This window comes from Streptomyces sp. NBC_01474 (assembly GCF_035918215.1).
In the GTDB taxonomy this organism is placed as follows: Bacteria; Actinomycetota; Actinomycetes; order Streptomycetales; family Streptomycetaceae; genus Streptomyces; species Streptomyces aureus.
Genome location: NZ_CP109449.1, coordinates 7,488,531 through 7,510,521 on the forward strand (window position 1 = coordinate 7,488,531; position 21,991 = coordinate 7,510,521).

Below are 21,991 nucleotides of genomic sequence, written 5' to 3' on the forward strand. Positions count from 1 at the left end.
CCACTGTGGGCCAGGTGCGGACACCGCTGTGGCCAGGCGCGGATGCTGCTTGGGCGGCGGTGCAGAAACGTTCATCTGTGCGTGAGTACGAAACGCCGAAGGCCCGGTCCCGCCAAGATCTTTGGCGGGACCGGGCCTTCGGTTGTGGGTTACGCCTTGCGGAGGCGGAACGCGAGGGCGAGAGGCTCGTCCGTGAACGTCTCGCCGTAGGTGCCGTCGGCCTCGCCCTGGGCGAAGTCCGTGGCGAGTACCTCGTCCGCGATCAGCGTGGCGTGCTCGGACAGGGCCGTGACGACCGCGGGCTCCGTGGACGTCCACCGCAGGGCGATCCGGTCCGCGACGTCCAGTCCGCTGTTCTTACGGGCCTCCTGGATCAGGCGGATCGCGTCACGGGCCAGGCCCGCCTGACGCAGCTCTTCCGTGATCTCCAGGTCGAGCGCGACCGTCGCGCCGGAGTCCGAGGCGACGGACCAGCCCTCGCGCGGAGTCTCCGTGATGATGACCTCGTCGGGCGCCAGCGTGATCGTCTCGCCGTCCACCTCGACCGACGCCGTGCCTTCGCGCAGGCCGAGCGAGAGCGCGGCGGCGTCCGCCTCGGCGACCGCCTTCGCGACCGCCTGGACGCCCTTGCCGAACCGCTTGCCCAGGGCGCGGAAGTTCGCCTTGGCGGTCGTGTCGACCAGGGAGCCGCCGACCTCGGAGAGCGACGCCAGCGAGGAGACGTTGAGTTCCTCGGTGATCTGCGCGTGCAGTTCCGGGTTGAGCGTCTCGAAGCCCGCGGCCGCGACCAGCGCGCGGGACAGTGGCTGACGCGTCTTGACGCCCGACTCCGCGCGCGTGGCGCGGCCCAGCTCGACGAGGCGCCGGACGAGGACCATCTGCCGCGACAGGTCCGGGTCGACGGCGGAGAGGTCCGCCTCCGGCCAGGTGGACAGGTGGACCGACTCGGGGGCGCCCGGCGTGACGGGAACCACCAGGTCCTGCCAGACCCGCTCCGTGATGAACGGGGTCAGCGGCGCCATCAGACGCGTGACCGTCTCGATCACCTCGTGCAGAGTGCGCAGGGCCGCCTTGTCGCCCTGCCAGAAGCGGCGGCGCGAGCGGCGCACGTACCAGTTCGACAGGTCGTCGACGAACGAGGAGAGCAGCTTGCCGGCGCGCTGGGTGTCGTACGCCTCCAGGGACTGCGTCACCTGGTCGGTGAGCGCGTGCAGTTCGGAGAGCAGCCAGCGGTCGAGCAGGGTGCGGTCGGCGGGGGCCGGGTCGGCCTCGCTGGGCGACCAGTCCGACGTACGGGCGTACAGGGCCTGGAAGGCGACCGTGTTCCAGTACGTCAGGAGGGTCTTGCGGACCACTTCCTGGATCGTGCCGTGGCCGACGCGGCGCGCGGACCACGGGGAGCCGCCGGCGGCCATGAACCAGCGCACCGCGTCCGCGCCGTGCTGGTCCATCAACGGGATCGGCTGGAGGGTGTTCCCCAGGTGCTTGGACATCTTGCGGCCGTCCTCGGCGAGGATGTGGCCGAGGCACACGACGTTCTCGTAGGACGACTTGTCGAAGACGAGCGTGCCGACCGCCATGAGGGTGTAGAACCAACCGCGGGTCTGGTCGATGGCCTCCGAGATGAACTGCGCCGGGTACCGGCTCTCGAAGAGCTCCTTGTTCTTGTACGGGTAGCCCCACTGCGCGAACGGCATCGAACCCGAGTCGTACCAGGCGTCGATGACCTCGGGCACGCGCGTGGCCGTCTTCTCGCACTGGGGGCACGCGAAGGTGACCTCGTCGATGAACGGGCGGTGCGGGTCGAGGTTCGCCAGGTCCGTGCCGGTCAGTTCGCCGAGCTCGGCCAGCGAGCCGACGCAGGTGAGGTGGTCGTCCTCACAGCGCCACAGCGGGAGCGGGGTGCCCCAGTAGCGGCTGCGGGAGAGAGCCCAGTCGATGTTGTTGTTCAGCCAGTCGCCGAAGCGGCCGTGCTTCACGCTCGAAGGGAACCAGTTGGTCTTCTCGTTCTCCTGGAGGAGGCGGTCCTTGATCTCCGTGGTGCGGATGTACCAGGACGGCTGCGCGTAGTAGAGCAGCGCCGTGTGGCAGCGCCAGCAGTGCGGGTAGCTGTGCTCGTACGGGACGTGCAGGAAGAGCAGGCCGCGGTCCTTGAGGTCCTCGGTGAGCTTTTCGTCCGCCTTCTTGAAGAAGACACCGCCCACGAGCGGGACGTCCTCCTCGAAGGTGCCGTCGGGACGGACCGGGTTCACCACCGGCAGGCCGTACGCCTTGCAGACCTTGAGGTCGTCCTCGCCGAACGCGGGGGACTGGTGGACGAGACCGGTGCCGTCCTCCGTCGTGACGTAGTCGGCGTTGACCACGTAGTGGGCCTCGGCCGGGAACTCCACGAGCTCGAACGGACGTTGGTACTTCCAGCGCTCCATTTCGGCGCCGGTGAAGGACTCGCCGGTCTTCTCCCAGCCCTCGCCGAGCGCCTTCTCGACGAGGGGCTCGGCGACGACGACCTTCTCGTTGCCGTCCGTCGCGACGACGTAACGGACCTCGGGGTGCGCGGCGACCGCCGTGTTCGAGACGAGCGTCCAGGGGGTCGTCGTCCAGACGAGGAGCGAGGCCTCGCCGGCCAGCGGACCGGAGGTGAGTGGGAAACGGACGTAGACGGAGGGGTCGACGACCGTCTCGTAGCCCTGCGCCAGCTCGTGGTCCGAGAGCCCGGTGCCGCAGCGGGGGCACCAGGGGGCGACGCGGTGGTCCTGGGTCAGCAGGCCCTTGTTGAAGATCTCCTTGAGCGACCACCAGACGGACTCGATGTACTCGGGGTCCATGGTGCGGTACGCGTCGTCGAGGTCGACCCAGTAACCCATGCGGGTCGTCAGGTCGGTGAAGGCGTCGGTGTGCCGGGTCACGGACTCGCGGCACATGGCGTTGAACTCGGCGATGCCGAACGCCTCGATGTCCTTCTTGCCGCTGAAGCCGAGCTCCGTCTCGACAGCCAGCTCCACGGGCAGACCGTGGCAGTCCCAGCCGGCCTTGCGGGCCACGTGGTAGCCGCGCATGGTGCGAAAGCGCGGGAAGACGTCCTTGAAGACGCGGGCCTCGATGTGGTGGGCGCCCGGCATGCCGTTGGCCGTGGGCGGGCCCTCGTAGAACACCCACTCGGGGCGTCCCTCGGACTGTTCCAAGCTCTTGGCAAAGATCTTCTGCTCGCGCCAGAAGTCGAGCACGGCGTGCTCGAGGGCGGGCAGGTCGACCTGGGCGGGCACCTGGCGGTACGTCATCGATCTTCCTCCGGCGGACACTGTTTCTTCCGTCTCCGTCGGAGGGACGAGAGCTTCGTCTGTGACGTACGCCGTGTGCGGCGTGCTCCCGCGGTACCACCCTCCTTGGCCCTCCGGGGCGCTGACTGCTCCGGTGAGCCCCCTCATTGGGGTCGCGATGCCGGTTCTACTCGCCCCGCGAGCGGGGCTTTCTTCCGGCGGCTCCGGGGTGATCTTCGCGTCGCGCTCGCCCCCGGGCTTCCACCGTCCCCGGGTCGCTCATGGCTGCGTACGCCGCTACTCGGCCCCATCCACGCTTCTCGCTCCGCCCAGTGTACGGGGCCCGGGCGCGCGCGGCCGACCGGTTTCCGGGCGGGCGACGGAGGACCGGGGGCCGCAGGTGTCAGACGTGCTGAGGGGTTTCGTCCTTGAGTCCGCCGCGGATCATGTTCCGCAGCTCGGGGGTGTCGGTGTGACCGTGGACGGACACGGCGTGCTCGGCCGCGGCGCGGACCACCTCGTCCTCCTCGCCCGTGATGGCGAGCGTGCAGTTCGTCTCGCTCGGCATGTCACGACAGTCGACTACTTTGCGCATGATGATGCACCTTCTCCGCTTCTGCCTCAGTTTATTCCTCCGGAGTCCTGCGAGGTGGGCTCGTCAGGGGCTTTCGCCGGGCTGGTCACGGCCGCGTGGGCTGACCCGAATGGCGACATGGGGCGCGGCGGATCCTCGGGCCGGGGCCTCGGCGGATTACCCGGCGGGGAGCTGGGCACAACGCTTGCAAGTCTGCCGCGCGGGACGTGCGGGGCGGGTGCATCGGGCGGTGTGCCCCGTTGCCGCGGGTCAGAAGTCGATTTATCGTCCCAGCACGATTCGCGAGCAAGATCACAAAATGTGAAGGGGCCGCGGCCATGGTGGCGAAAAAGAGTCCGGCGGGGGTGCGTGAGGCATCCGCCGGAGTGAAGGCCGCGGCCGAGGAGGCGGTGCCCGCGACGGCGGCGGCCGAGGCGGCTCCGGCCGCGAAGAAGCCGGCCGCCGGGAAGAAGAGCACCGCGACGGAGCCGGCCGCCAAGAAGAGCACGGCGGCCACGAAGGCCACTACGAAGAGTGCGGGTACGAGGACCGCGGCCGCCAGGAAGACGGCGAAGGCCGCGAAGACGGCCGCCGAGCCCGTACCCAAGGCCACCAAGAGCATCAAGGCCACCAACAACACCAAGACCGCCAAGTCGAGGAAGGCTGCGAAGGCCGCCACGAGTACGACGTCCACGCAGGCCTCCGCGGAAGCGGAGAGTGTCGCCGCCGAGAAGGGCGCGGCCGGGAGAACGGGCGCCAGGAAGAGCGCGGTCAAGAAGGCCACCGGCCACAAGACCGCGGAGAAGAAGGCGGTCGCGTCCGCGGCCGATGGCGCGGCGTCGGCCGCGGAGACGACGGGAGCCACGACTGTGGTTGCGAAGAAGACCCCTGGCACGGCCACGGCGAAGAAGCCCCGCGCGGTGCCGAAGGCGAGGATCGCGGCCGTGAAGCCGGGCGAGCTCGCGGTACGGCCGGGCGAGGACCCCTGGACCCCGGCGGAGGTCGAGGAGGCGCGGGCGGAGCTCCAGAGCGAGGCGCTGCGCCTGAACAGCGAGATCGAGTCGTCGGAGAAGGCCCTCGTCGGGCTCATGCGGGACTCCGGGGACGGCGCCGGCGACGACGAGGCGGACACCGGCACGAAGAACATCACGCGGGAGCACGAGCTGTCGCTGGCCGCGAACGCCAGGGAGATGCTCCAGCAGACCGAGCGCGCCCTGGAGCGGCTCGACGCGGGGACGTACGGGATCTGCGAGAACTGCGGGAACCCCATCGGCAAGGCGCGGATGCAGGCCTTCCCGCGGGCGACCCTGTGCGTCGAGTGCAAGCAGAAGCAGGAGCGCCGTTCCTGACCCCGCTGCGCGCGGCGTCATGGAGTCGCTCCTGGGCTGCTGAGGGCGTACGTGTGTGCCGTACTCTCGTCCTCAGTCAGGTACCTAGGTTGAGGGACTCACGTGGCAGAGGCGGAGCGCGTCATCGGTACTCCGGACACCCCGGATGCGGGGGCAGACGGGCCGGACAACGGCGGGGAGGCCCAGGAGCGGCCCAAGGGCAAGCGGAAGATCGCCGTGCTGTTCGCGGTGGCCGCCCTCGCGTACGCCCTCGACCTGGTCAGCAAGATGATCGTGGTCGCGAGGCTGGAGCACCACGAGCCGATCGAGCTCCTCGGTGACTGGCTGCGGCTCGAGGCGATCAGGAACGCGGGCGCCGCGTTCGGCATCGGTCAGGCGTTCACGATCATCTTCACCGTGATCGCCGCTGCCGTGATCGTCGTGATCGCCCGGCTCGCCCGCAAGCTCTACAGCCTGCCCTGGGCGATCGCCCTGGGGCTGCTGCTCGGCGGGGCGCTCGGCAATCTCACCGACCGGATCTTCCGTTCGCCCGGCGTCTTCGAAGGGGCCGTGGTCGACTTCATCGCGCCGAAGGACTTCGCCGTGTTCAACCTCGCCGACTCGGCGATCGTGTGCGGCGGCATCCTGATCGTGCTCCTCTCGTTCCGGGGGCTCGATCCGGACGGAACCGTCCACAAGGACTGAGGGGCCAGGGGCTTTCCCCTCGCGCGGTCCGGAGTGTCGGCGGGCTCCTGCATACTCAATGGGTGAGCACGTTTCCCGAGATCCGAACCCTGCCCGTGCCCGACGGCCTGGAGGGCGAGCGCGTAGACGCCGCCATCTCCCGCATGTTCGGCTTCTCCCGCACCAAGGCCGCCGAGCTCGCCGCGGCGGGGAAGGTCGCGGTCGACGGCTCTGTGGTCGGCAAGTCCGAGCGCGTGCACGGCGGGGCCTGGCTCGAGGTGGAGATGCCGCAGGCGCCCGCCCCGGTGCAGATCGTCGCCGAGCCCGTCGAGGGCATGGAGATCGTCCATGACGACGACGACATTGTCGTGATCATGAAGCCGGTGGGCGTCGCCGCGCACCCCAGCCCCGGCTGGACCGGGACGACCGTGATCGGCGGCCTCGCCGCAGCCGGGTACCGGATCTCCACGTCCGGCGCCGCCGAGCGCCAGGGCATCGTCCACCGGCTCGACGTCGGCACCTCCGGCCTCATGGTCGTCGCCAAGTCGGAGCGCGCGTACACGACGCTGAAGCGGCAGTTCAAGGAGCGCGTCGTCGACAAGCGCTACCACTCGCTGGTCCAGGGGCACCCGGACCCGATGAGCGGCACGATCGACGCCCCCATCGGGCGCCACCCGAACCACGACTACAAGTGGGCCGTGACCGCCGAGGGCAAGCCCTCCGTCACGCACTACGACCTCATCGAGGCGTTCCGCTCCGCCAGCCTCCTCGACATCAAGCTGGAGACGGGGCGTACGCACCAGATCCGCGTGCACATGTCGGCCCACCGGCACCCCTGCGTCGGTGACCTGACGTACGGCGCCGACCCGACGCTCGCCAAGCGGCTCGGCCTCACCCGCCAGTGGCTGCACGCCGTGCGGCTCGGCTTCGAGCACCCGGCCGACGGCGAGTGGGTGGAGTTCTCCAGCGAGTACCCCGAGGACCTGCAGACGGCCCTCGACCGCGTCCGGGCGGAGAGCTCGTGACCGTGCCGCAGCCCTCCTCCTCGTACGTGGTGCGGGTCGCCGACAGCGAGGCCGACCGCAAGGCCTGCTTCGCGGTGCGCCAGGAGGTCTTCGTCGTCGAGCAGCGGGTTCCTCAGGAGCTCGAGTACGACGAGCACGACGGCGAGGCCGGCACGGTGCACGTGCTGGCGCTGCGCGCCGACGGTGAGCCGCTCGGCACCGGGCGGTTGCTGACCGGCGCCGCCGCCGTGGCGAAGAACGGCGGGGACGCCGGGGTCGGTGCGCTCGGGCGGCTCGCGGTGGCGAAGGCCGCGCGCGGGCTCGGCGTGGGCGCGGCTCTCGTGCGGGCCATCGAGGACGCCGCGGCGGAGCGTGGGCTCGTCGCCGTGGACCTGCACGCGCAGACTCATGCGCTGGGGTTCTACGACCGCCTCGGCTATGCCGTGTACGGGCCGGAGTTCCCCGACGCGGGGATTCCGCACCGGGCGATGCGGAAGGCGCTGGGTCAGCCGCAGGTCTAGGGCCTTTCGTTCGGCTCATGCTGGGCTCGCGGGGTCTGGTGTGTACTCCCCCAAGCTCTCGGCTTCGCTCGAGCAGGGGACCCCCATCGCGTCGACTCCCCAGGGCCGGGCGCGGAGCGCGGCCGGTCTCGACTGGCCGACTCGCGAGCGGGGCGGACCAGCGTCTCCACGGCGCCGACCCGCGCCACAAATCACCACAGAGCGATGTGCGTGGCACGCTGGGGACTTGATCGTCCGATGGCTTGACCGCCGCTACTCGCCGGGGTGCGCACCGTGGATCAGTTGGCCCTGCTGTTCGTGCTCTTGCTCGGGGCCGTGCTGAGCGTGCCACTCGGAGACCGGCTCGGGCTGCCCGCCCCCGTCCTGATGACACTGCTCGGCATCAGTCTGGCGCTCCTCCCGGTCGTGCCGAACGTCGAGGTCCCGCCCGGCCTGATCCTCCCGATCCTGCTGCCGCCCCTGCTCTACGCGGCCGTGAAGCGCACCTCATGGCGTCAGTTCGCGGCGAACAAGAGACCGATCTTCCTGCTCGCCGTGGCCCTGGTCTTCGTCACCACGGCTGCCGTCGCGTTCGTCGCCAGCGCCATCGTGCCGGGCCTCCCGATCGCCGCGGCCGTCGTGCTCGGCGCCCTCGTCGCGCCGCCCGACCCCGTCGCCGCGACCGCCGTGGCCGGCCAACTCGGCCTGCCCCGCCGCCTGGTGTCGACCCTGGAGGGCGAGGGCCTGTTCAACGACGTGACCGCGATCGTGCTCTACCACGTGGCCATCGCCGCGGTGGTGAGCGGCAGCTTCTCCTGGCCGGAGGCCGTCGTCTCGCTCCTCCTGTCCGCCGTCGTCGCGCTCGTCGTCGGGCTCGTGATCGGCTGGACCGCCAACAAGCTGATGGACTTCCTCGACGACTCCACGCTCCAGATCGGCCTGACGCTCCTGATGCCGTACGCCTCGTACGTGCTGGCCGAGGAACTGCACGGCTCCGGCGTGCTCGCCGTACTCGTGACGGCGCTGTTCCTCGCCGAGTACGCCTTCGACGCGGACGACGTCATGACCCGGCTGACCGGCCGCGCTTTCTGGGACATCGTCGACACACTCGTCACCGGCGTCGCCTTCGGTCTCATCGGCCTCGAACTGCACAACGCGATCAGGACCGCGGCCGGCCGCTGGGGCGAGATGCTCGGCTGGGCCGGCACCGTCGTGGCGGTCGTCGTTTTCGTACGCCTGCTGTGGCTGCTTCCGGCGACCTGGCTGACGCGGCGTCTGCATGTGCGGCGGGACCTCGACGAGGACATCCCGATCTCCTGGCGCGAGACGGTGATCATGTGGTGGGCGGGAATGCGCGGGGTCGCCTCCGTCGCCCTGGCCCTCGCCATCCCGTTCACCATGGACGACAACTCACCGTTCCCCGACCGCGACGAGATCGTCTTCATCGCGTTCGGCGTCATCATGGGCACCCTCGTGCTCCAGGGGCTGAGCCTGCCCTGGCTGGTGAAGAAGCTGGGGGTCAAGGCGGACGCCGAGGCCGAGAAGGAGTTCGAGCAGCAGCTCGCGCTGCGCGCGGCCAGGGCCGCCAAGCGGCGGCTGAAGGAGATCGAGGAGGTCGAGGAACTGCCCGACGACCTCTCCGACCAGATGGCGCGCAGGGCCTACGACATCGGACTGCGCATCGATCCCGAACTGGGCAGCGAGGAACGCAAGGAGGCGCATGCCAAGCGCGTCGCAAGGATCAAGCGCGTGCGCCGCATCCAGAACGAGATGCTCTCCGCCGCCCGCCACGAGGTGCTCGCGGCGCGCAGCGAGCCGGGCGCCGACCCCGAGATCGTGGACCGCGTACTGAGCCACCTCGACGTGCGCAGCCTGCGCTGAGGAGCGCGGCCGCTGACGGTCACGAGCGCCCCCGGATGGCACCATGGGCCACATGAACATCATGCTTTTCCACTCGACGTACGGCCTGCGTCCCGCCGTCCGTGACGCGGCCGACCGGCTGCGGGCCGCCGGACACGAGGTGTGGACCCCGGACCTCTTCGAGGGCCGCACCTTCGACACCGTCGAGGACGGCATGGCCTTCAACGAGGAGATCGGCAAGGACGAGCTGCTCAAGCGCGCCATCCTCGCCGCCGCCCCTTACTCCGAGCGCGGGCTCGTCTACGCCGGCTTCTCCCTCGGCGCCTCGATCGCGCAGACGCTGGCCCTCGGCGACGAAAAGGCACGCGGCCTGCTGCTCCTGCACGGCACCTCGGACATCGCCGAGAACGCCTCCGTGGACGAACTGCCCGTCCAGCTGCACGTCGCCGAGCCCGACCCGTTCGAGACCGACGACTGGCTGAGCGCCTGGTACCTCCAGATGGGCCGGACAGGCGCCGACGTGGAGGTCTACCGCTACCCGGGCGCCGGCCACCTCTACACCGACCCCGAACTGCCGGACTACGACGCGGAGGCGGCCGAGGCCACGTGGCGGGTGGCGCTCGGCTTCCTCGATTCGCTCTAGGCCGTATCGCGGTCCGCTAGCCCGCGCGGTACGCCGTCCAGCTGTCCTTCATCCGCTGCACCTGGCCCGCGGTGAACTGGTACATGCAGGAGTCGTACGTGTAGTCCATGAAGTTGTGGATCGGGTCGACACCCGTCTTGTTGGTGCAGGTGTCGCGCCCGGTCGGGCACTCGAACGCGGCGCTCTTCTCGGCCGGGGTGTCGGAGACGTAGTCACCGTTGCCGTTACAGCCGCCCTGGAACGTGTGGTACAGCCCCATCCAGTGGCCGATCTCGTGGGTGCCCGTGTCGCCCTGGTTGTAGTTGGTGGCCGAGCCGCCCGGCAGCGAGGTGTCCAGGACGACCACGCCGTCGTCGGACGGATTCGACTTGTACGAGGACGGGAACGTCGCCCAGCCGAGCAGGTCCTGGCCGAGGTTGGCCGTGTAGAAGTTGAGGGCGCCCGCGCCGCCCTTGCGGAGCGTGGACTTCATGGACTTCTCGGCGGCGGAGCCCGGCGTGATGCCGTTGTACCAGGCGGCGTTGTCCGTGTAGTCGGTGCCGGCCAGCGTGAAGGTGAAGCCCGAGTCGTTGTTGCCGGTGCCCTGGCCGCTGTAGGCCGCGTTGAGGACGTCGATCTGCTTGGCGATGTCGGTCGACGTGAGGTTGCCGGTCGCGCCGTCGTGGATGACGTGGACGTAGACCGGGATCGTGGTCGACGCGGCGGCGAGGCCTCTGGAGAGTGTGCCGTCGGCGCGCATCCGGTCGAGTCTGCGCTGCATGTCCGCGTCCATGGACTTGGCCTTGGCCGCGCTGACCTCGTTCGGCTCCTGCGCGTGGTCGGCGCCGGTGGGCTTCTTCTCGCGTGCCACGGCGTTGCCGCTGTCGGCGCACTTCTGCGCGGAGGCCGACGCCTTGGCGGTCGCGGCGCTGCCCGACGGGGCGGACAGCGGGGCGATGGCCAGGGTTCCGGCCACCAGCGCGGTGCCGATCAGCCGACGGCGCATCAGCGGAGATATTCGGGCAAGCGTGGTCATGCGGACTCCTCGCGGACGGGTGGGGGAGGAACTTCCTCGCCGCCGCGGGGAGATTACGTGGCCATGTCATCCCTTGAAGAGCGATGTTCTGGCCCAATCAACTACCGCTCTTCCTCCGGCAATTCGGGGCAACGGGAAGAAATTTTCGTGCGGCGTCCGGAGTTTGAGATCCGTACGTAACGGGAGCGGTTACCGCGACGGGCGGTGTGTCCGCATTCGATCCGCGGACAGCACCACCCGCCGTAGTGCTGTGATCTGTTCTTAACGCGCCGACGAGTGGCCGGAATTGGCCCCTCGCCAGTCGCCCGATGTCCGGGTCAGAGCACCGGCGCGTTCACCCGCTCGACCTTCTGCGTGCCGCTGAGCGTGCGGTAGGAGCGGGCCCAGGAGGTCGTCGCGGCCGGATCCCTGCGGTCGGAGACGACGTAGTAGTCCATCTGCGAGCGCTCGGCGGTGACGTCGAGGACGCCGTAGCCGTGTGCGTCCATGTCCAGCCACTTCACATGGCGGTTGGCCGCCTTGATGGCACCCTCCGCCACCGTCGAGATGGTGTTCGGAGCCACGTGCAGGATGTCGTCGAGGTTGTCGGAGGTCACCGACGTGACGACGAACTCCGTGGCCGCGGACGGGGAGAGCGGATACGTTCCGGCCGTCACCGGCACGTCGTTCGCCCAGGCCATGTGGATGTCGCCGGTGAGGAAGACCGTGTTGCGGATCGACTTGTCCCGCAGGTGCCCGATCAGCTCCTTGCGGTCGTGCGTGTAGCCGTCCCACTGGTCGACGTTGATCGCGAGGCCGCCGGTCGGCAGGCCGAGCAACTCGGCGAGCGGCTCCAGCAGATGGGCCGGCAGCGAGCCGAAGGCGACCGGCGAGATCATCACCGAGGTGCCGACGAGCTTCCACGAGGCGTCGGACGCGGCGAGGCCCGCCTTCAGCCAGTCGAGCTGGGCGCGGCCGGTGATGGAGCGCTCGGGTGAGTCCACATCGCCGTTGCCGATGGTCGACTGCTGCGAGCGGAACGAGCGCAGGTCGAGCAGGTGCAGATCGGCCAGCCTGCCGAAGCGCAGGCGGCGGTAGACCGTGCCCGCGGTGGACGGGCGCACCGGCATCCACTCGAAGTAGGCCTGCTTGGCGGCCTGCTGACGCGCCGCCCAGTCGCCCTCGGTGGCAGGCGTGTGGTTCTCGGCGCCGCCCGACCAGGCGTCGTTGGCGAACTCGTGGTCGTCCCAGATGGCGATCAGCGGGTGCGCGGCGTGCACGGCCGTCACGTCGGCGTCGGTCTTGTGCAGGCCGTGGCGCACGCGGTAGTCGGCGAGCGTGAGGATCTCGTGCCGCGGCTCGTGCTGCCGTACGACGTACTTGGCCTCGGGGTACTCGCCGGTCTTGTACTCGTAGATGTAGTCGCCGAGATGGAGCACCGCGTCCAGGTCCGTGCGGGCGGCGAGATGGCGGTACGCCGAGAAGTAGCCGGCCTCCCAGTTGGAGCACGAGACCACTCCGAAACGGACGCCGGTGGCCTGCGCGTCGAGCGCGGGCGCCGTGCGCGTGCGGCCCACGGGGGAGACGGCGCTCTGCGTGCCTTCTACGGAGAAGCGGAAGTAATAGACGCTCGCAGGGAGCAGGCCCCTTACGTCGGCCTTGACGGTGTGGTCGGCGGACGCCCGGGCCGTGGTGGTGCCGTGGGCGACGACCTGGCGGAAGTCCTTGTCCTGGGCGACCTCCCAGCGGACGTCCGTGTCGGGGCCCTTTCCGGAGCCGGGCACGGCATCGGGAGTGGGCGTCACGCGCGTCCACAGGAGGACGCCGTCGGGCAGCGGGTCGCCCGACGCGACGCCGTGCAGGAAGGCGGGCCCGTCGGCCGCGTGCGCGGCGTGCGCGGTGGCGAGCGGGGCGAGGGCTGCGGCGCCGGCCGTGGCGGCGGCGGCCTTCACGACCGAACGGCGGCGCGGGGCAAGGGAATCGGGTGTCCCGGCTGCGGTGCCGAGAGGTCTGTCTATGTTGAGTCGACTGGTCACGAGCGATCACATTACTGACCAGTAAAAGCAGAGTGTGGGCGAACTCCGAAGAGTTCGCCCACACTTCGACGGCGCGTCAGCCGGCAGAGCGATCAGCCGGCAGGGCCGTCAGGCCTTGAGGGCCTTGTCGATCGCGGTCGTGTAGTCGGCCACGTTCATCGGGGCGTTCCCGTCGGGCCCGGTGAGGGTCTTGCCGTCCATCTTGAGGGTCGGCGTGCCCTTGACGTCGCTGTCGTCGAACTTCTTCGACATGGTCAGCGCCCACTTGTCGTAGGTGCCGTCCTGGACGTCCTTCTGGAACGCCTTGTTGTTCTTGAGGGCGTCGACGGTGTTCGCCACCTTGATCAGGTAGGCGTCCTTCTTGAACTTGTCGTCCGTCTCCTCGGGGTGGTTCGCCTTCGAGTACAGGGCGGTCTTGTACTCGAGGAACGCCTCCGGGCTGACGTTCAGCGCGGCACCCAGGGCGCTGAGGGCGTTCTTGGAGCCCTCGCCGTTGTCGCTGTTGTCGATGAACGTCGCGCCGATGTACTGGATCTTGTACTTGCCGGCCGCGACGTCCTTGTCGACGTTCGAGCCGACGGTCTGCTCGAAGGTGGCGCAGATCGGGCAGCGCGGGTCCTCGTACATCGCGAGGGTCTTCTTCGCGGTGTCCTTGCCGATGACGACCGTGGTCCCGTTCTTGCCCGACGTGTTCGCGGGCGCGACCAGCTTGTCGTCCTTCGCGGCCTCCCAGTAGCTGGGCTTGTTGGCCTGCATCACGGCGAAGCCGATGCCGCCGGCGATCGCCAGGACGGCGACGATGGCACCGGCGACCTTCACCTGCCGCTTCGCCTTGTCCTTCTTGGCCTGCCGCTCGCGCTCGACGCGCAGCCGCTCTCGGGCGGCAGTCTTCGCGGCCTGGCTGTTCCTCTGGCTCATGATCGTTCTCCGTGTGGGTTCTGCGAAGTCTTCGGGGGACTGCTGTGCTGGGCTCGTGGCCTCAGGCGGCCAGAGCCACGCACGGCGGTCCGCGCCGTCCCACGGAGTGCGCCCACAGCTGCGTACGCGTGGCCCGCACCCGGCGCGAGGGGCGCCGCGGCAGGCGGCGTACGGGCTCCAGGTGGGCCCGCACCGCGGCGAAGGCGATCAGCAGCGGCCGGAAGGTGAACCCGGCGACCGCGCGCAGCATCTGGGCCAGCGCCTGCTCGCCGCGGCGCAGCCAGGCGGCGGCGAGGAGGCCGACGGCGACATGCGCGCCGAGGAGCAGCCAGGCGGCGGCCGGATCGGTGTGCGCGAGGAGCGCGGCCGCCTTGTCGGAGTTGCCACCGGTCATGCGGGCCAGCGGCGTGCCGACGCTGCCGCCGCACAGGACGTCGAGGCCGACCGCGCGCAGCGGCCCGGTGACGGGCCCGCCCGCCGCGCCGTAACAGACGTGCTGTCCCGTGGTGAACACCGTGTCGGCGGCCAGCTCCAGCGGCACGAGCAGGGCCGCGATCCGGCCGAAGCTCCGCTCACGCCCCGCCAGCGCGTACGCGAGGACGAAGACGGCGAAGGCCGTGGCCGCCACCGTCACCACCGGCAGAGGGACCCGGGACAGCAGAACGTGCGACGCGGCGGAGAGCGTCACGACGAGCGCCGTGAAGAGCGCCGCGCGCACGGCTCTGAGCTGGGTCCCGGATATGTCGTCCATCGCGGAGGAGTGTGCCATGCGTTCCTGTAAGGGACCCCTAAAGGGTCGCTGTGCGTTACGGAGCGTTGTCGGCTCCTGTGGCCTACAGGCCCGGGATCCGGCCGTTGCGGAAGAGGTCCACGAAGATCTGGTGGTCCGCACGCGCGCGTGCCCCGTAGCCGTGCGCGAAGTCGACCAGCAGACCCGCGAAGCCGTCCTCGTCCGCCGCGATCACCGCGTCGATGGCCCGCTCCGTGGAGAACGGCACCAGGGACTGCCCGGACAGGTCGTCGGCCGCCGCGTGCATCGTCGCCGTGGCCCGGCCGAGGTCGGCGACGACGGCGGCGATCTCCTCCAGGTCGTCGATGTCCGACCAGTCGAGGTCCACCGCGTACGGCGAGACCTCGGCGACCAGCTGCCCCGAGCCGTCCAGCTCGGTCCACCCGAGCCACGGGTCCGCGTGCGCCTGGAGAGCGCGCTGCGAGATGACCGTGCGGTGGCCCTCGTGCTCGAAGTAGTCCCGGATCGCCGCGTCCGTGATGTGCCGCGACACGGCCGGGGTCTGCGCCTGCTTGAGGTAGATCACGACATCGTTCTCCAGGGCGTCGCTGTTGCCCTCCAGAAGGATGTTGTACGAGGGCAGGCCCGCGGAGCCGATGCCGATGCCGCGCCTCCCCACGACGTCCTTCACGCGGTACGAGTCCGGACGGGTCAGGGACGACTCGGGGAGCGTCTCCAGGTATCCGTCGAAGGCCGCGAGGACCTTGTAGCGCGTGGCCGCGTCGAGCTCGATGGAGCCGCCGCCGGGCGCGAAGCGGCGCTCGAAGTCACGGATCTCCGTCATCGAGTCGAGCAGTCCGAAGCGGGTCAGGGAGCGGGCGTCGCGCAGCGCGTCCAGGAGCGGGCCCTCGGCGGTGTCCAGGGTGAAGGGCGGCACCTCGTCGCTCTTGGCGCCCGTCGCGAGCGCGTGGATCCGCTCGCGGTACGCGCCCGCGTACGTGCGCACCAGCTCGGTGATCTGCTCGTCACCGAGCGCCTTGGAGTAGCCGATCAGCGCCACGGAGGCGGCGAAGCGCTTGAGGTCCCAGGTGAAGGGGCCGACGTACGCCTCGTCGAAGTCGTTCACATTGAAGATCAGGCGGCCGGTGGAGTCCATGTACGTGCCGAAGTTCTCCGCGTGCAGATCGCCGTGGATCCACACCCGGCCCGTGCGGTCGTCCAGGTACGGGCCGCCGTGCCGCTCGCGCTCCAGGTCCGCGTAGAACAGGCACGCCGTGCCGCGGTAGAACGCGAACGCGGACGAGGCCATCTTCCGGAACTTGACCCGGAACGCCGCCGGGTCGGCGGCCAGGAGCTCGCCGAACGCGGTGTCGAAGACGGTGAGGATCTGCTCGCCGCGCTGCTCAGCGGTGGGCTGCGGGACCGACATCGCGGGGTGCCTCCTGGTGCGGGCTGTGCCGTCGGGGGTGACGGCGGATGGTGACCGTGGATCGTGCCATGGGGGACAGCTGTCCTGCTCTGTCCAACGCCCGACCGTACCCCCGAGTGCCCGACGGTTGTCAGTGGCCACCCGTAGACTTTCAAGCTGTCCGCCCGACTGCCCGCAGCCTGTCGCCGGTCCGTATCTTTCCGTTTTCCGTTGGAGGCCGAAGTCGTGTCAAAGCCGCCGTTCACGCACCTGCACGTCCACACCCAGTACTCGCTGCTGGACGGTGCCGCGCGGCTCAAGGACATGTTCAACGCCTGCAATGAAATGGGCATGACGCACATCGCCATGTCCGACCACGGCAACCTCCACGGGGCGTACGACTTCTTCCACACGGCGAAGAAGTCCGGGGTCGTCCCGATCATCGGGATCGAGGCGTACGTCGCCCCCGAGTCCCGGCGCAACAAGCGCAAGGTCCAGTGGGGCCAGCCGCACCAGAAGCGGGACGACGTGTCCGGTTCGGGTGGTTACACCCACAAGACGATCTGGGCGTCGAACAGCACGGGCCTGCACAACCTCTTCAAGCTGTCCTCGGACGCGTACGCCGAGGGCTGGCTGCAGAAGTGGCCGCGCATGGACAAGGAGACGATCTCCCAGTGGTCGGAAGGGCTCATCGCCTCGACCGGCTGCCCTTCCGGTGAGCTCCAGACGCGCCTGCGCCTCGGCCAGTTCGACGAGGCGGTCAAGGCGGCAGCGGAGTACCAGGACATCTTCGGCAAGGACCGGTACTTCCTGGAGCTGATGGACCACGGCATCGACATCGAGCGCCGGGTACGCGACGACCTGCTGCGGGTCGGCAAGAAGCTCGGCATCCCGCCCCTGGTGACGAACGACTCGCACTACACGTACGCGCACGAGGCGACCGCGCACGACGCCCTGCTGTGCATCCAGACCGGCAAGAACCTCTCGGACCCGGACCGCTTCCGCTTCGACGGCACGGGCTACTACCTCAAGACGACCGACGAGATGTACGCCGTCGACTCCTCGGACGCCTGGCAGGAGGGCTGCGCCAACACGCTCCTGGTCGCCGAGCAGATCGACACCACGGGCATGTTCGAGAAGCGCGACCTCATGCCGAAGTTCGACATCCCGGAGGGCTTCACCGAGGTCACCTGGTTCCAGGAGGAGGTCCGGGTCGGCATGGGGCGCCGCTACCCGGGCGGCGTCCCCGAGGACCGGCAGAAGCAGGCCGAGTACGAGATGGACATCATCATCCAGATGGGGTTCCCGGGGTACTTCCTGGTCGTCGCCGACTTCATCATGTGGGCGAAGAACAACGGCATCGCGGTCGGCCCCGGCCGAGGCTCCGCGGCCGGTTCGATCGTCGCGTACGCCATGGGCATCACCGACCTCGACCCGATCACGCACGGCCTGATCTTCGAGCGGTTCCTGAACCCCGAGCGCGTCTCCATGCCCGATGTCGACATCGACTTCGACGAGCGCAGGCGCGTCGAAGTGATCAGGTACGTGACCGAGAAGTACGGCGCCGACAAGGTCGCCATGATCGGCACCTACGGAAAGATCAAGGCCAAGAACGCGATCAAGGACTCCGCGCGCGTCCTCGGCTACCCGTACGCGATGGGCGACCGCCTCACCAAGGCGATGCCCGCCGACGTCCTCGGCAAGGGCATCGACCTGTCGGGCATCACCGACCCCGCCCACCCGCGCTACAGCGAGGCGGGCGAGATCCGGGGGATGTACGAGAACGAGCCGGACGTCAAGAAGGTCATCGACACCGCCAAGGGCGTCGAGGGCCTGGTCCGGCAGATGGGCGTGCACGCCGCCGGCGTCATCATGTCCAGCGAGCCCATCGTCGACCACGCCCCCATCTGGGTCCGGCACTCGGACGGCGTGACCATCACGCAGTGGGACTACCCGCAGTGCGAGTCGCTCGGCCTGCTGAAGATGGACTTCCTCGGCCTGCGCAACCTCACGATCATGGACGACGCCGTCAAGATGGTGAAGGCCAACAAGGGCGTCGACCTGGAGATGCTCTCCCTGCCGCTGGACGACCCCAAGACGTACGAGATGCTCTGCCGCGGCGACACGCTCGGCGTGTTCCAGTTCGACGGCGGCCCGATGCGTTCGCTGCTGCGCCAGATGCAGCCCGACAACTTCGAGGACATTTCCGCCGTCTCGGCCCTGTACCGGCCGGGCCCGATGGGAATGAACTCGCACACGAACTACGCGGAGCGCAAGAACGGGCGCCAGGAGATCACCCCGATCCATCCTGAGCTCGAAGAGCCGCTGAAGGAGACCCTGGGTCTCACCTACGGCCTCATCGTGTACCAGGAGCAGGTGCAGAAGGCCGCCCAGATCATCGCCGGCTACTCGCTCGGCGAGGCCGACATCCTGCGCCGCGTGATGGGCAAGAAGAAGCCCGAGGAACTGGAGAAGAACTTCGTCCTCTTCCAGGGAGGAGCCAAGAAGAAGGGCTTCTCCGACGCGGCGATCCAGGCCCTGTGGGACGTCCTGGTGCCCTTCGCCGGATACGCGTTCAACAAGGCGCACTCCTCCGCGTACGGCCTCGTCACCTACTGGACCGCCTACCTCAAGGCGAACTATCCGGCCGAGTACATGGCCGCGCTGCTCACGTCGGTGAAGGACGACAAGGACAAGTCCGCGGTCTATCTGAACGAATGCCGGCGCATGGGCATCAAGGTCCTCCCGCCGAATGTGAACGAGTCGGAACACAACTTCGCCGCCCAGGGCGACGACGTGATTCTCTTCGGCCTCTCCGCCGTCCGTAACGTCGGTACGAACGTGGTCGAGTCGATCATCCGCAGCCGCAAGGCGAAGGGGAAGTACGCCTCCTTCCCCGACTACCTCGACAAGGTCGAGGCCGCCGCCTGCAACAAGCGCACCACGGAATCGCTGATCAAGGCAGGCGCGTTCGACACGATGGGGCACACCCGCAAGGGCCTCACCGCACAGTACGAGCCGATGATCGACAACGTCGTCCAGGTCAAGCGCAAGGAGGCCGAGGGCCAGTTCGACCTCTTCGGCGGCATGGGCGAGGAGGACAGCAGCGAGCCGGGCTTCGGGCTCGACGTCGAATTCTCCGAGGACGAGTGGGAGAAGACCTATCTCCTCGCCCAGGAGCGCGAGATGCTCGGTCTCTACGTCTCCGACCACCCGCTGTTCGGCCTCGAACACGTGCTGTCCGACAAGGCCGACGCCGGCATCGGGCAGCTCACCGGCGGCGACTACTCGGACGGCTCGATCGTCACCATCGGTGGCATCATCTCGGGCCTCCAGCGCAAGATGACCAAGCAGGGCAACGCCTGGGCCATCGCGACCGTCGAGGATCTGGCCGGCTCCATCGAGTGCATGTTCTTCCCGGCGACGTATCAGCTGGTGTCGACCCAACTCGTCGAGGACGCCGTCGTGTTCGTCAAGGGCCGCCTCGACAAGCGCGAGGACGTGCCGCGCCTCGTCGCGATGGAACTCATGGTCCCCGACCTCTCGAACGCCGGGACCAACGCGCCCGTGACGATCACCATCCCCACGGTGAAGGTGACCCCGCCGATGGTCAGCAGGCTCGGTGAGATCCTCAGCCACCACAAGGGCAACAGCGAGGTGCGGATCAAGCTCCAAGGCGCCCGTAAGACAACGGTGCTGCGGCTCGACCGGCACCGCGTGCAGCCCGACCCCGCGCTCTTCGGCGATCTGAAGGTGCTGCTCGGGCCGTCCTGCCTGGCGGGCTGACGCGGGCCGAGAGGCCCTGAGGCTCTGGTCATTACGTGAGTGAGGGGCGCTCCCGGATTCCTCCGGGAGCGCCCCTCACTGTGTGACCAAAGGGCCACTTGCCTTACGGAAGGCGTCAGTTGTGGCCGAAGCGGCGCTGGTGCTTACGGGCAACATCCGCGGGCGTGCCCTGAGCCTGCGACTGCATCTCCGACTGCGCTTCCATACCGGACGACTTGGCCTGCTCGGAAGCCTGCTCGGAGGCGGAGGCGCGGCTGCGCTGGTCGCCCTGCTTGCGGTTCTTGTTCTTGGCCATGGTGACTGCCTCCTGCGGGGGGTCTAGGGGCCAGGGCCGGATTCAGATTCACATATGCTGACGAGGCACGCATTTCAGAGAATTACCGTGCGTAATAAGCGCTGTCAGAGTGTTGTTCGGAGCGCGACGGGAGTTCTGTGAGCGGGCCGCTTCGGGAATTCGTCCGATCCGCCACGCCGAAGATCGAGTTCGGGCCGTTAACCCCCGTGTGGTCGGGCAGACTCGAAGGAAACCCGAGGCGAACCCGCGATCGTCGACACCGTGGGACCTCCGGACGCCGGTAATTCAGCGAAAGAGGGTGGATCGCGTGGACCGTTGCATCGTCCTGGTGGACGCCGGTTACCTGCTCGGGGCCGCCGCGAGTCTCCTCGCGGGGGAGCCGTCCCGGTCCCGGATCACCGTCGATCATGTCGCCCTCGTCCAAGGGCTGCGTGAGCGCGCCGAATCCGACACCGAGCGGCCACTTCTGCGGATCTACTGGTTCGACGGGGCGCCGGACAGGGTGCCCCAGCCCGAGCACCGCCGGCTCCGCGTGATGCCCCGTGTGACCGTGCGGCTCGGTGCGCTCACCCGTAGCGACGGGCGCTGGGCGCAGAAGGGGGTCGACGCGGCGATGCACGCCGAGCTGACCGAACTCGCCCGTAACCGCGCCTGCTCCGACATCGTGCTCGTCACCGGCGACGGCGATCTGCTCCCCGGCATGATGGCCGCGAAGGAGCACGGAGTCGCCGTGCACCTGTGGGCCGTGCAGGCCGCCGACGGCGACTACAACCAGTCCGAGGACCTCGTCGCCGAGGCGGATGAGCGGCGCGTGCTCGACCGGGCCTGGATCACCAAGGCAGTGCGGGCCAAGGAAGTCGGCGGGATCTGTGCGCCGCAGCCCGCCCCGCGGCCGGAGATCGCGGCGATTCTGTCCGCGCCGCTCCCTGAGTCGGCGCTCGCCTCCGCGGCGGGGCACTCCGCGGATCTCTCCGATGTGCCGGGGGGCGGTGGCGCCCCCGGCGGCCCCGTGCAGGGGGGTGCCCCGGTCGGTAACGGTGTCGATCATGGGGTGGCCGCGCGCGAGGGTGACGGTGGGGGGACCGAGGACGAGCGGGGTGGCGCGGGGAGGGGGGTCCCCACGCCCAAGGACCTTGCCGCCCTGCGCGGGCCCGGCGCCGCTCCTGGGCTTGGGGTGCATCCTCAGGTTCATCCCGGGCAGCACCCCGCCAACGCCACCCTGCGGTGGTCGTCCGACAAGGGGTGGGTGGAGCGGCCCGGGGTCGTGGGGGAGTCGGCGGACGCGGCGTCCCTGCCGACGCTGGCCCAGCTGACCACCGCGGAGCAGCGGTGGGCCGACCGCGAGGAGGACATCACCACCGTCGGGGGTGACCCCTTCGAGGTGGGGCAGGTGTTCGCCCGGCGGTGGATGGAGCGGCTGGGGGACCAGGTTCAGCTGCAGAAGCTGTCCACCATGTATCCGCGGGTGCCGCATCGTATCGACGGGGAGCTGCTGCGGTATGCCGCGCGGTTCGGGCTGCTCGCCCACAAGGACGATCAGATCGACGAGCACGATCGGTATGCGATTCGGGCCGGGTTCTGGCGCGAGGTCGATGTGCGTAGCGCTGCGGAGCGGGTGACCGCGGAGTAGGGGGGGCGGTCTCGCTCCGGGTGGTGGTCTTGCTCGGGGTGGTGGTCTTGCCGGGTGCCCCTTGGCGAGTGCGGGCTGGTTTTTGGTTGTGGCTCGCGACCGTTGTGGGTGCGGGGCCGGGCCGGTATGTCCGTCCTCGCTTGGATGGTTCGGCGTTGCATTTCATGCGCGTCAGTTGTGTGTGCCGGCTCCGGGCGGACATACCGGCCCGGCCCCTTCGGTTCGGTCGCGGGTGCGGCGGCGTGTCGGCTGCGGGTGGGCATACCGGCTCGGCCCCTTCGGTTCGGTTTCGGGTGCGGCTGGTTCGGGGGTGGGGGCCTCGGCTCGTGTGCGTGGGTGGGGCG

16 protein-coding genes are annotated in these 21,991 nt (G+C 69.3%); 8 read left to right on the forward strand and 8 right to left on the reverse strand.

Annotation, left to right across the window (positions count from 1 at the left end; genetic code table 11):
* Positions 1 to 149: 149 nt before the first annotated feature.
* Together ileS and OG758_RS34110 are read right to left on the reverse strand one after the other, a co-directional pair.
* Complete coding sequence (ileS, locus tag OG758_RS34105; RefSeq protein ID WP_326713429.1) at positions 150 to 3,278, reverse strand: isoleucine--tRNA ligase; 3,129 nt, start codon at positions 3,276 to 3,278, stop codon at positions 150 to 152.
* 382 nt (positions 3,279 to 3,660) lie between these two features.
* Complete coding sequence (locus tag OG758_RS34110; protein WP_326713430.1) at positions 3,661 to 3,852, reverse strand: DUF1059 domain-containing protein; 192 nt, start codon at positions 3,850 to 3,852, stop codon at positions 3,661 to 3,663.
* 344 nt (positions 3,853 to 4,196) lie between these two features.
* Here OG758_RS34110 and OG758_RS34115 point away from each other — a divergent pair, with 344 nt between their 5' ends.
* The 6 genes from OG758_RS34115 to OG758_RS34140 all read left to right on the forward strand — a co-directional run bounded on the left by OG758_RS34115 (position 4,197) and on the right by OG758_RS34140 (position 9,850).
* On the forward strand, positions 4,197 to 5,180 hold the full coding sequence (locus OG758_RS34115) for a TraR/DksA family transcriptional regulator (RefSeq protein ID WP_326713431.1): 984 nt from the start codon (positions 4,197 to 4,199) through the stop codon (positions 5,178 to 5,180).
* Positions 5,181 to 5,282: 102 nt separating this feature from the next.
* Positions 5,283 to 5,864 carry a signal peptidase II gene (gene lspA / locus OG758_RS34120; RefSeq protein WP_326713432.1) on the forward strand — a complete coding sequence of 194 codons (582 nt, stop codon included), beginning with the start codon at positions 5,283 to 5,285 and terminating at the stop codon, positions 5,862 to 5,864.
* 62 nt (positions 5,865 to 5,926) lie between these two features.
* Entirely contained in the window at positions 5,927 to 6,868 is a 942-nt protein-coding gene (locus OG758_RS34125; RefSeq protein ID WP_326713433.1) for an RluA family pseudouridine synthase, read from the forward strand.
* Entirely contained in the window at positions 6,865 to 7,368 is a 504-nt protein-coding gene (locus tag OG758_RS34130) for a GNAT family N-acetyltransferase (RefSeq protein ID WP_326713434.1), read from the forward strand. Before OG758_RS34125 ends, OG758_RS34130 begins: the two co-directional genes overlap by 4 nt.
* A 273-nt stretch (positions 7,369 to 7,641) precedes the next feature.
* Positions 7,642 to 9,228: a Na+/H+ antiporter gene (locus OG758_RS34135; protein ID WP_326713435.1), complete on the forward strand. Its 1,587-nt coding sequence runs from the start codon at positions 7,642 to 7,644 to the stop codon at positions 9,226 to 9,228.
* A 52-nt stretch (positions 9,229 to 9,280) separates the two neighbouring features.
* Complete coding sequence (locus OG758_RS34140) at positions 9,281 to 9,850, forward strand: dienelactone hydrolase family protein (RefSeq protein WP_326713436.1); 570 nt, start codon at positions 9,281 to 9,283, stop codon at positions 9,848 to 9,850.
* A 16-nt stretch (positions 9,851 to 9,866) separates the two neighbouring features.
* Here OG758_RS34140 and OG758_RS34145 read toward each other — a convergent pair whose 3' ends face one another.
* The 5 genes from OG758_RS34145 to OG758_RS34165 all read right to left on the reverse strand — a co-directional run bounded on the left by OG758_RS34145 (position 9,867) and on the right by OG758_RS34165 (position 15,957).
* The gene (locus OG758_RS34145) at positions 9,867 to 10,865 is read right to left on the reverse strand and encodes a zinc metalloprotease (protein WP_326713437.1); all 999 of its coding nucleotides are present in this window, start codon (positions 10,863 to 10,865) and stop codon (positions 9,867 to 9,869) included.
* Positions 10,866 to 11,182: 317 nt separating this feature from the next.
* Positions 11,183 to 12,880: an alkaline phosphatase D family protein gene (locus OG758_RS34150; protein WP_442810368.1), complete on the reverse strand. Its 1,698-nt coding sequence runs from the start codon at positions 12,878 to 12,880 to the stop codon at positions 11,183 to 11,185.
* Positions 12,881 to 12,988: 108 nt separating this feature from the next.
* Positions 12,989 to 13,798, reverse strand: a complete 810-nt coding sequence (locus OG758_RS34155) for a thioredoxin domain-containing protein (RefSeq protein ID WP_326713438.1) — start codon at positions 13,796 to 13,798, stop codon at positions 12,989 to 12,991.
* 61 nt (positions 13,799 to 13,859) lie between these two features.
* Positions 13,860 to 14,567, reverse strand: a complete 708-nt coding sequence (locus OG758_RS34160) for a hypothetical protein (protein ID WP_326713439.1) — start codon at positions 14,565 to 14,567, stop codon at positions 13,860 to 13,862.
* A 64-nt stretch (positions 14,568 to 14,631) separates the two neighbouring features.
* On the reverse strand, positions 14,632 to 15,957 hold the full coding sequence (locus OG758_RS34165; RefSeq protein WP_326713440.1) for a DUF2252 domain-containing protein: 1,326 nt from the start codon (positions 15,955 to 15,957) through the stop codon (positions 14,632 to 14,634).
* 225 nt (positions 15,958 to 16,182) lie between these two features.
* Between OG758_RS34165 and dnaE the strand changes: the two genes are divergently transcribed.
* Positions 16,183 to 19,722: a DNA polymerase III subunit alpha gene (dnaE, locus tag OG758_RS34170; RefSeq protein ID WP_326713441.1), complete on the forward strand. Its 3,540-nt coding sequence runs from the start codon at positions 16,183 to 16,185 to the stop codon at positions 19,720 to 19,722.
* A 115-nt stretch (positions 19,723 to 19,837) separates the two neighbouring features.
* Here dnaE and OG758_RS34175 read toward each other — a convergent pair whose 3' ends face one another.
* A complete protein-coding gene (locus tag OG758_RS34175; RefSeq protein WP_326713442.1) occupies positions 19,838 to 20,017 on the reverse strand; it encodes a hypothetical protein in 180 nt (59 codons plus the stop codon).
* Between the two features lie 307 nt (positions 20,018 to 20,324).
* Between OG758_RS34175 and OG758_RS34180 the strand changes: the two genes are divergently transcribed.
* Positions 20,325 to 21,647, forward strand: a complete 1,323-nt coding sequence (locus OG758_RS34180) for an NYN domain-containing protein (protein ID WP_326713443.1) — start codon at positions 20,325 to 20,327, stop codon at positions 21,645 to 21,647.
* Positions 21,648 to 21,991: the final 344 nt, after the last annotated feature.

Coding starts and splice junctions, on each gene's coding strand:
- ileS (WP_326713429.1), bottom strand. CDS start 3,278: ATGACGTACCGCCAGGTGCCCGCCCAGGTCGACCTGCCCGCCCTCGAG.
- OG758_RS34110 (WP_326713430.1), bottom strand. CDS start 3,852: ATGCGCAAAGTAGTCGACTGTCGTGACATGCCGAGCGAGACGAACTGC.
- OG758_RS34155 (WP_326713438.1), bottom strand. CDS start 13,798: ATGAGCCAGAGGAACAGCCAGGCCGCGAAGACTGCCGCCCGAGAGCGG.
- OG758_RS34160 (WP_326713439.1), bottom strand. CDS start 14,567: ATGGCACACTCCTCCGCGATGGACGACATATCCGGGACCCAGCTCAGA.
- OG758_RS34140 (WP_326713436.1), top strand. CDS start 9,281: ATGAACATCATGCTTTTCCACTCGACGTACGGCCTGCGTCCCGCCGTC.
- OG758_RS34175 (WP_326713442.1), bottom strand. CDS start 20,017: ATGGCCAAGAACAAGAACCGCAAGCAGGGCGACCAGCGCAGCCGCGCC.
- OG758_RS34165 (WP_326713440.1), bottom strand. CDS start 15,957: ATGTCGGTCCCGCAGCCCACCGCTGAGCAGCGCGGCGAGCAGATCCTC.
- OG758_RS34145 (WP_326713437.1), bottom strand. CDS start 10,865: ATGACCACGCTTGCCCGAATATCTCCGCTGATGCGCCGTCGGCTGATC.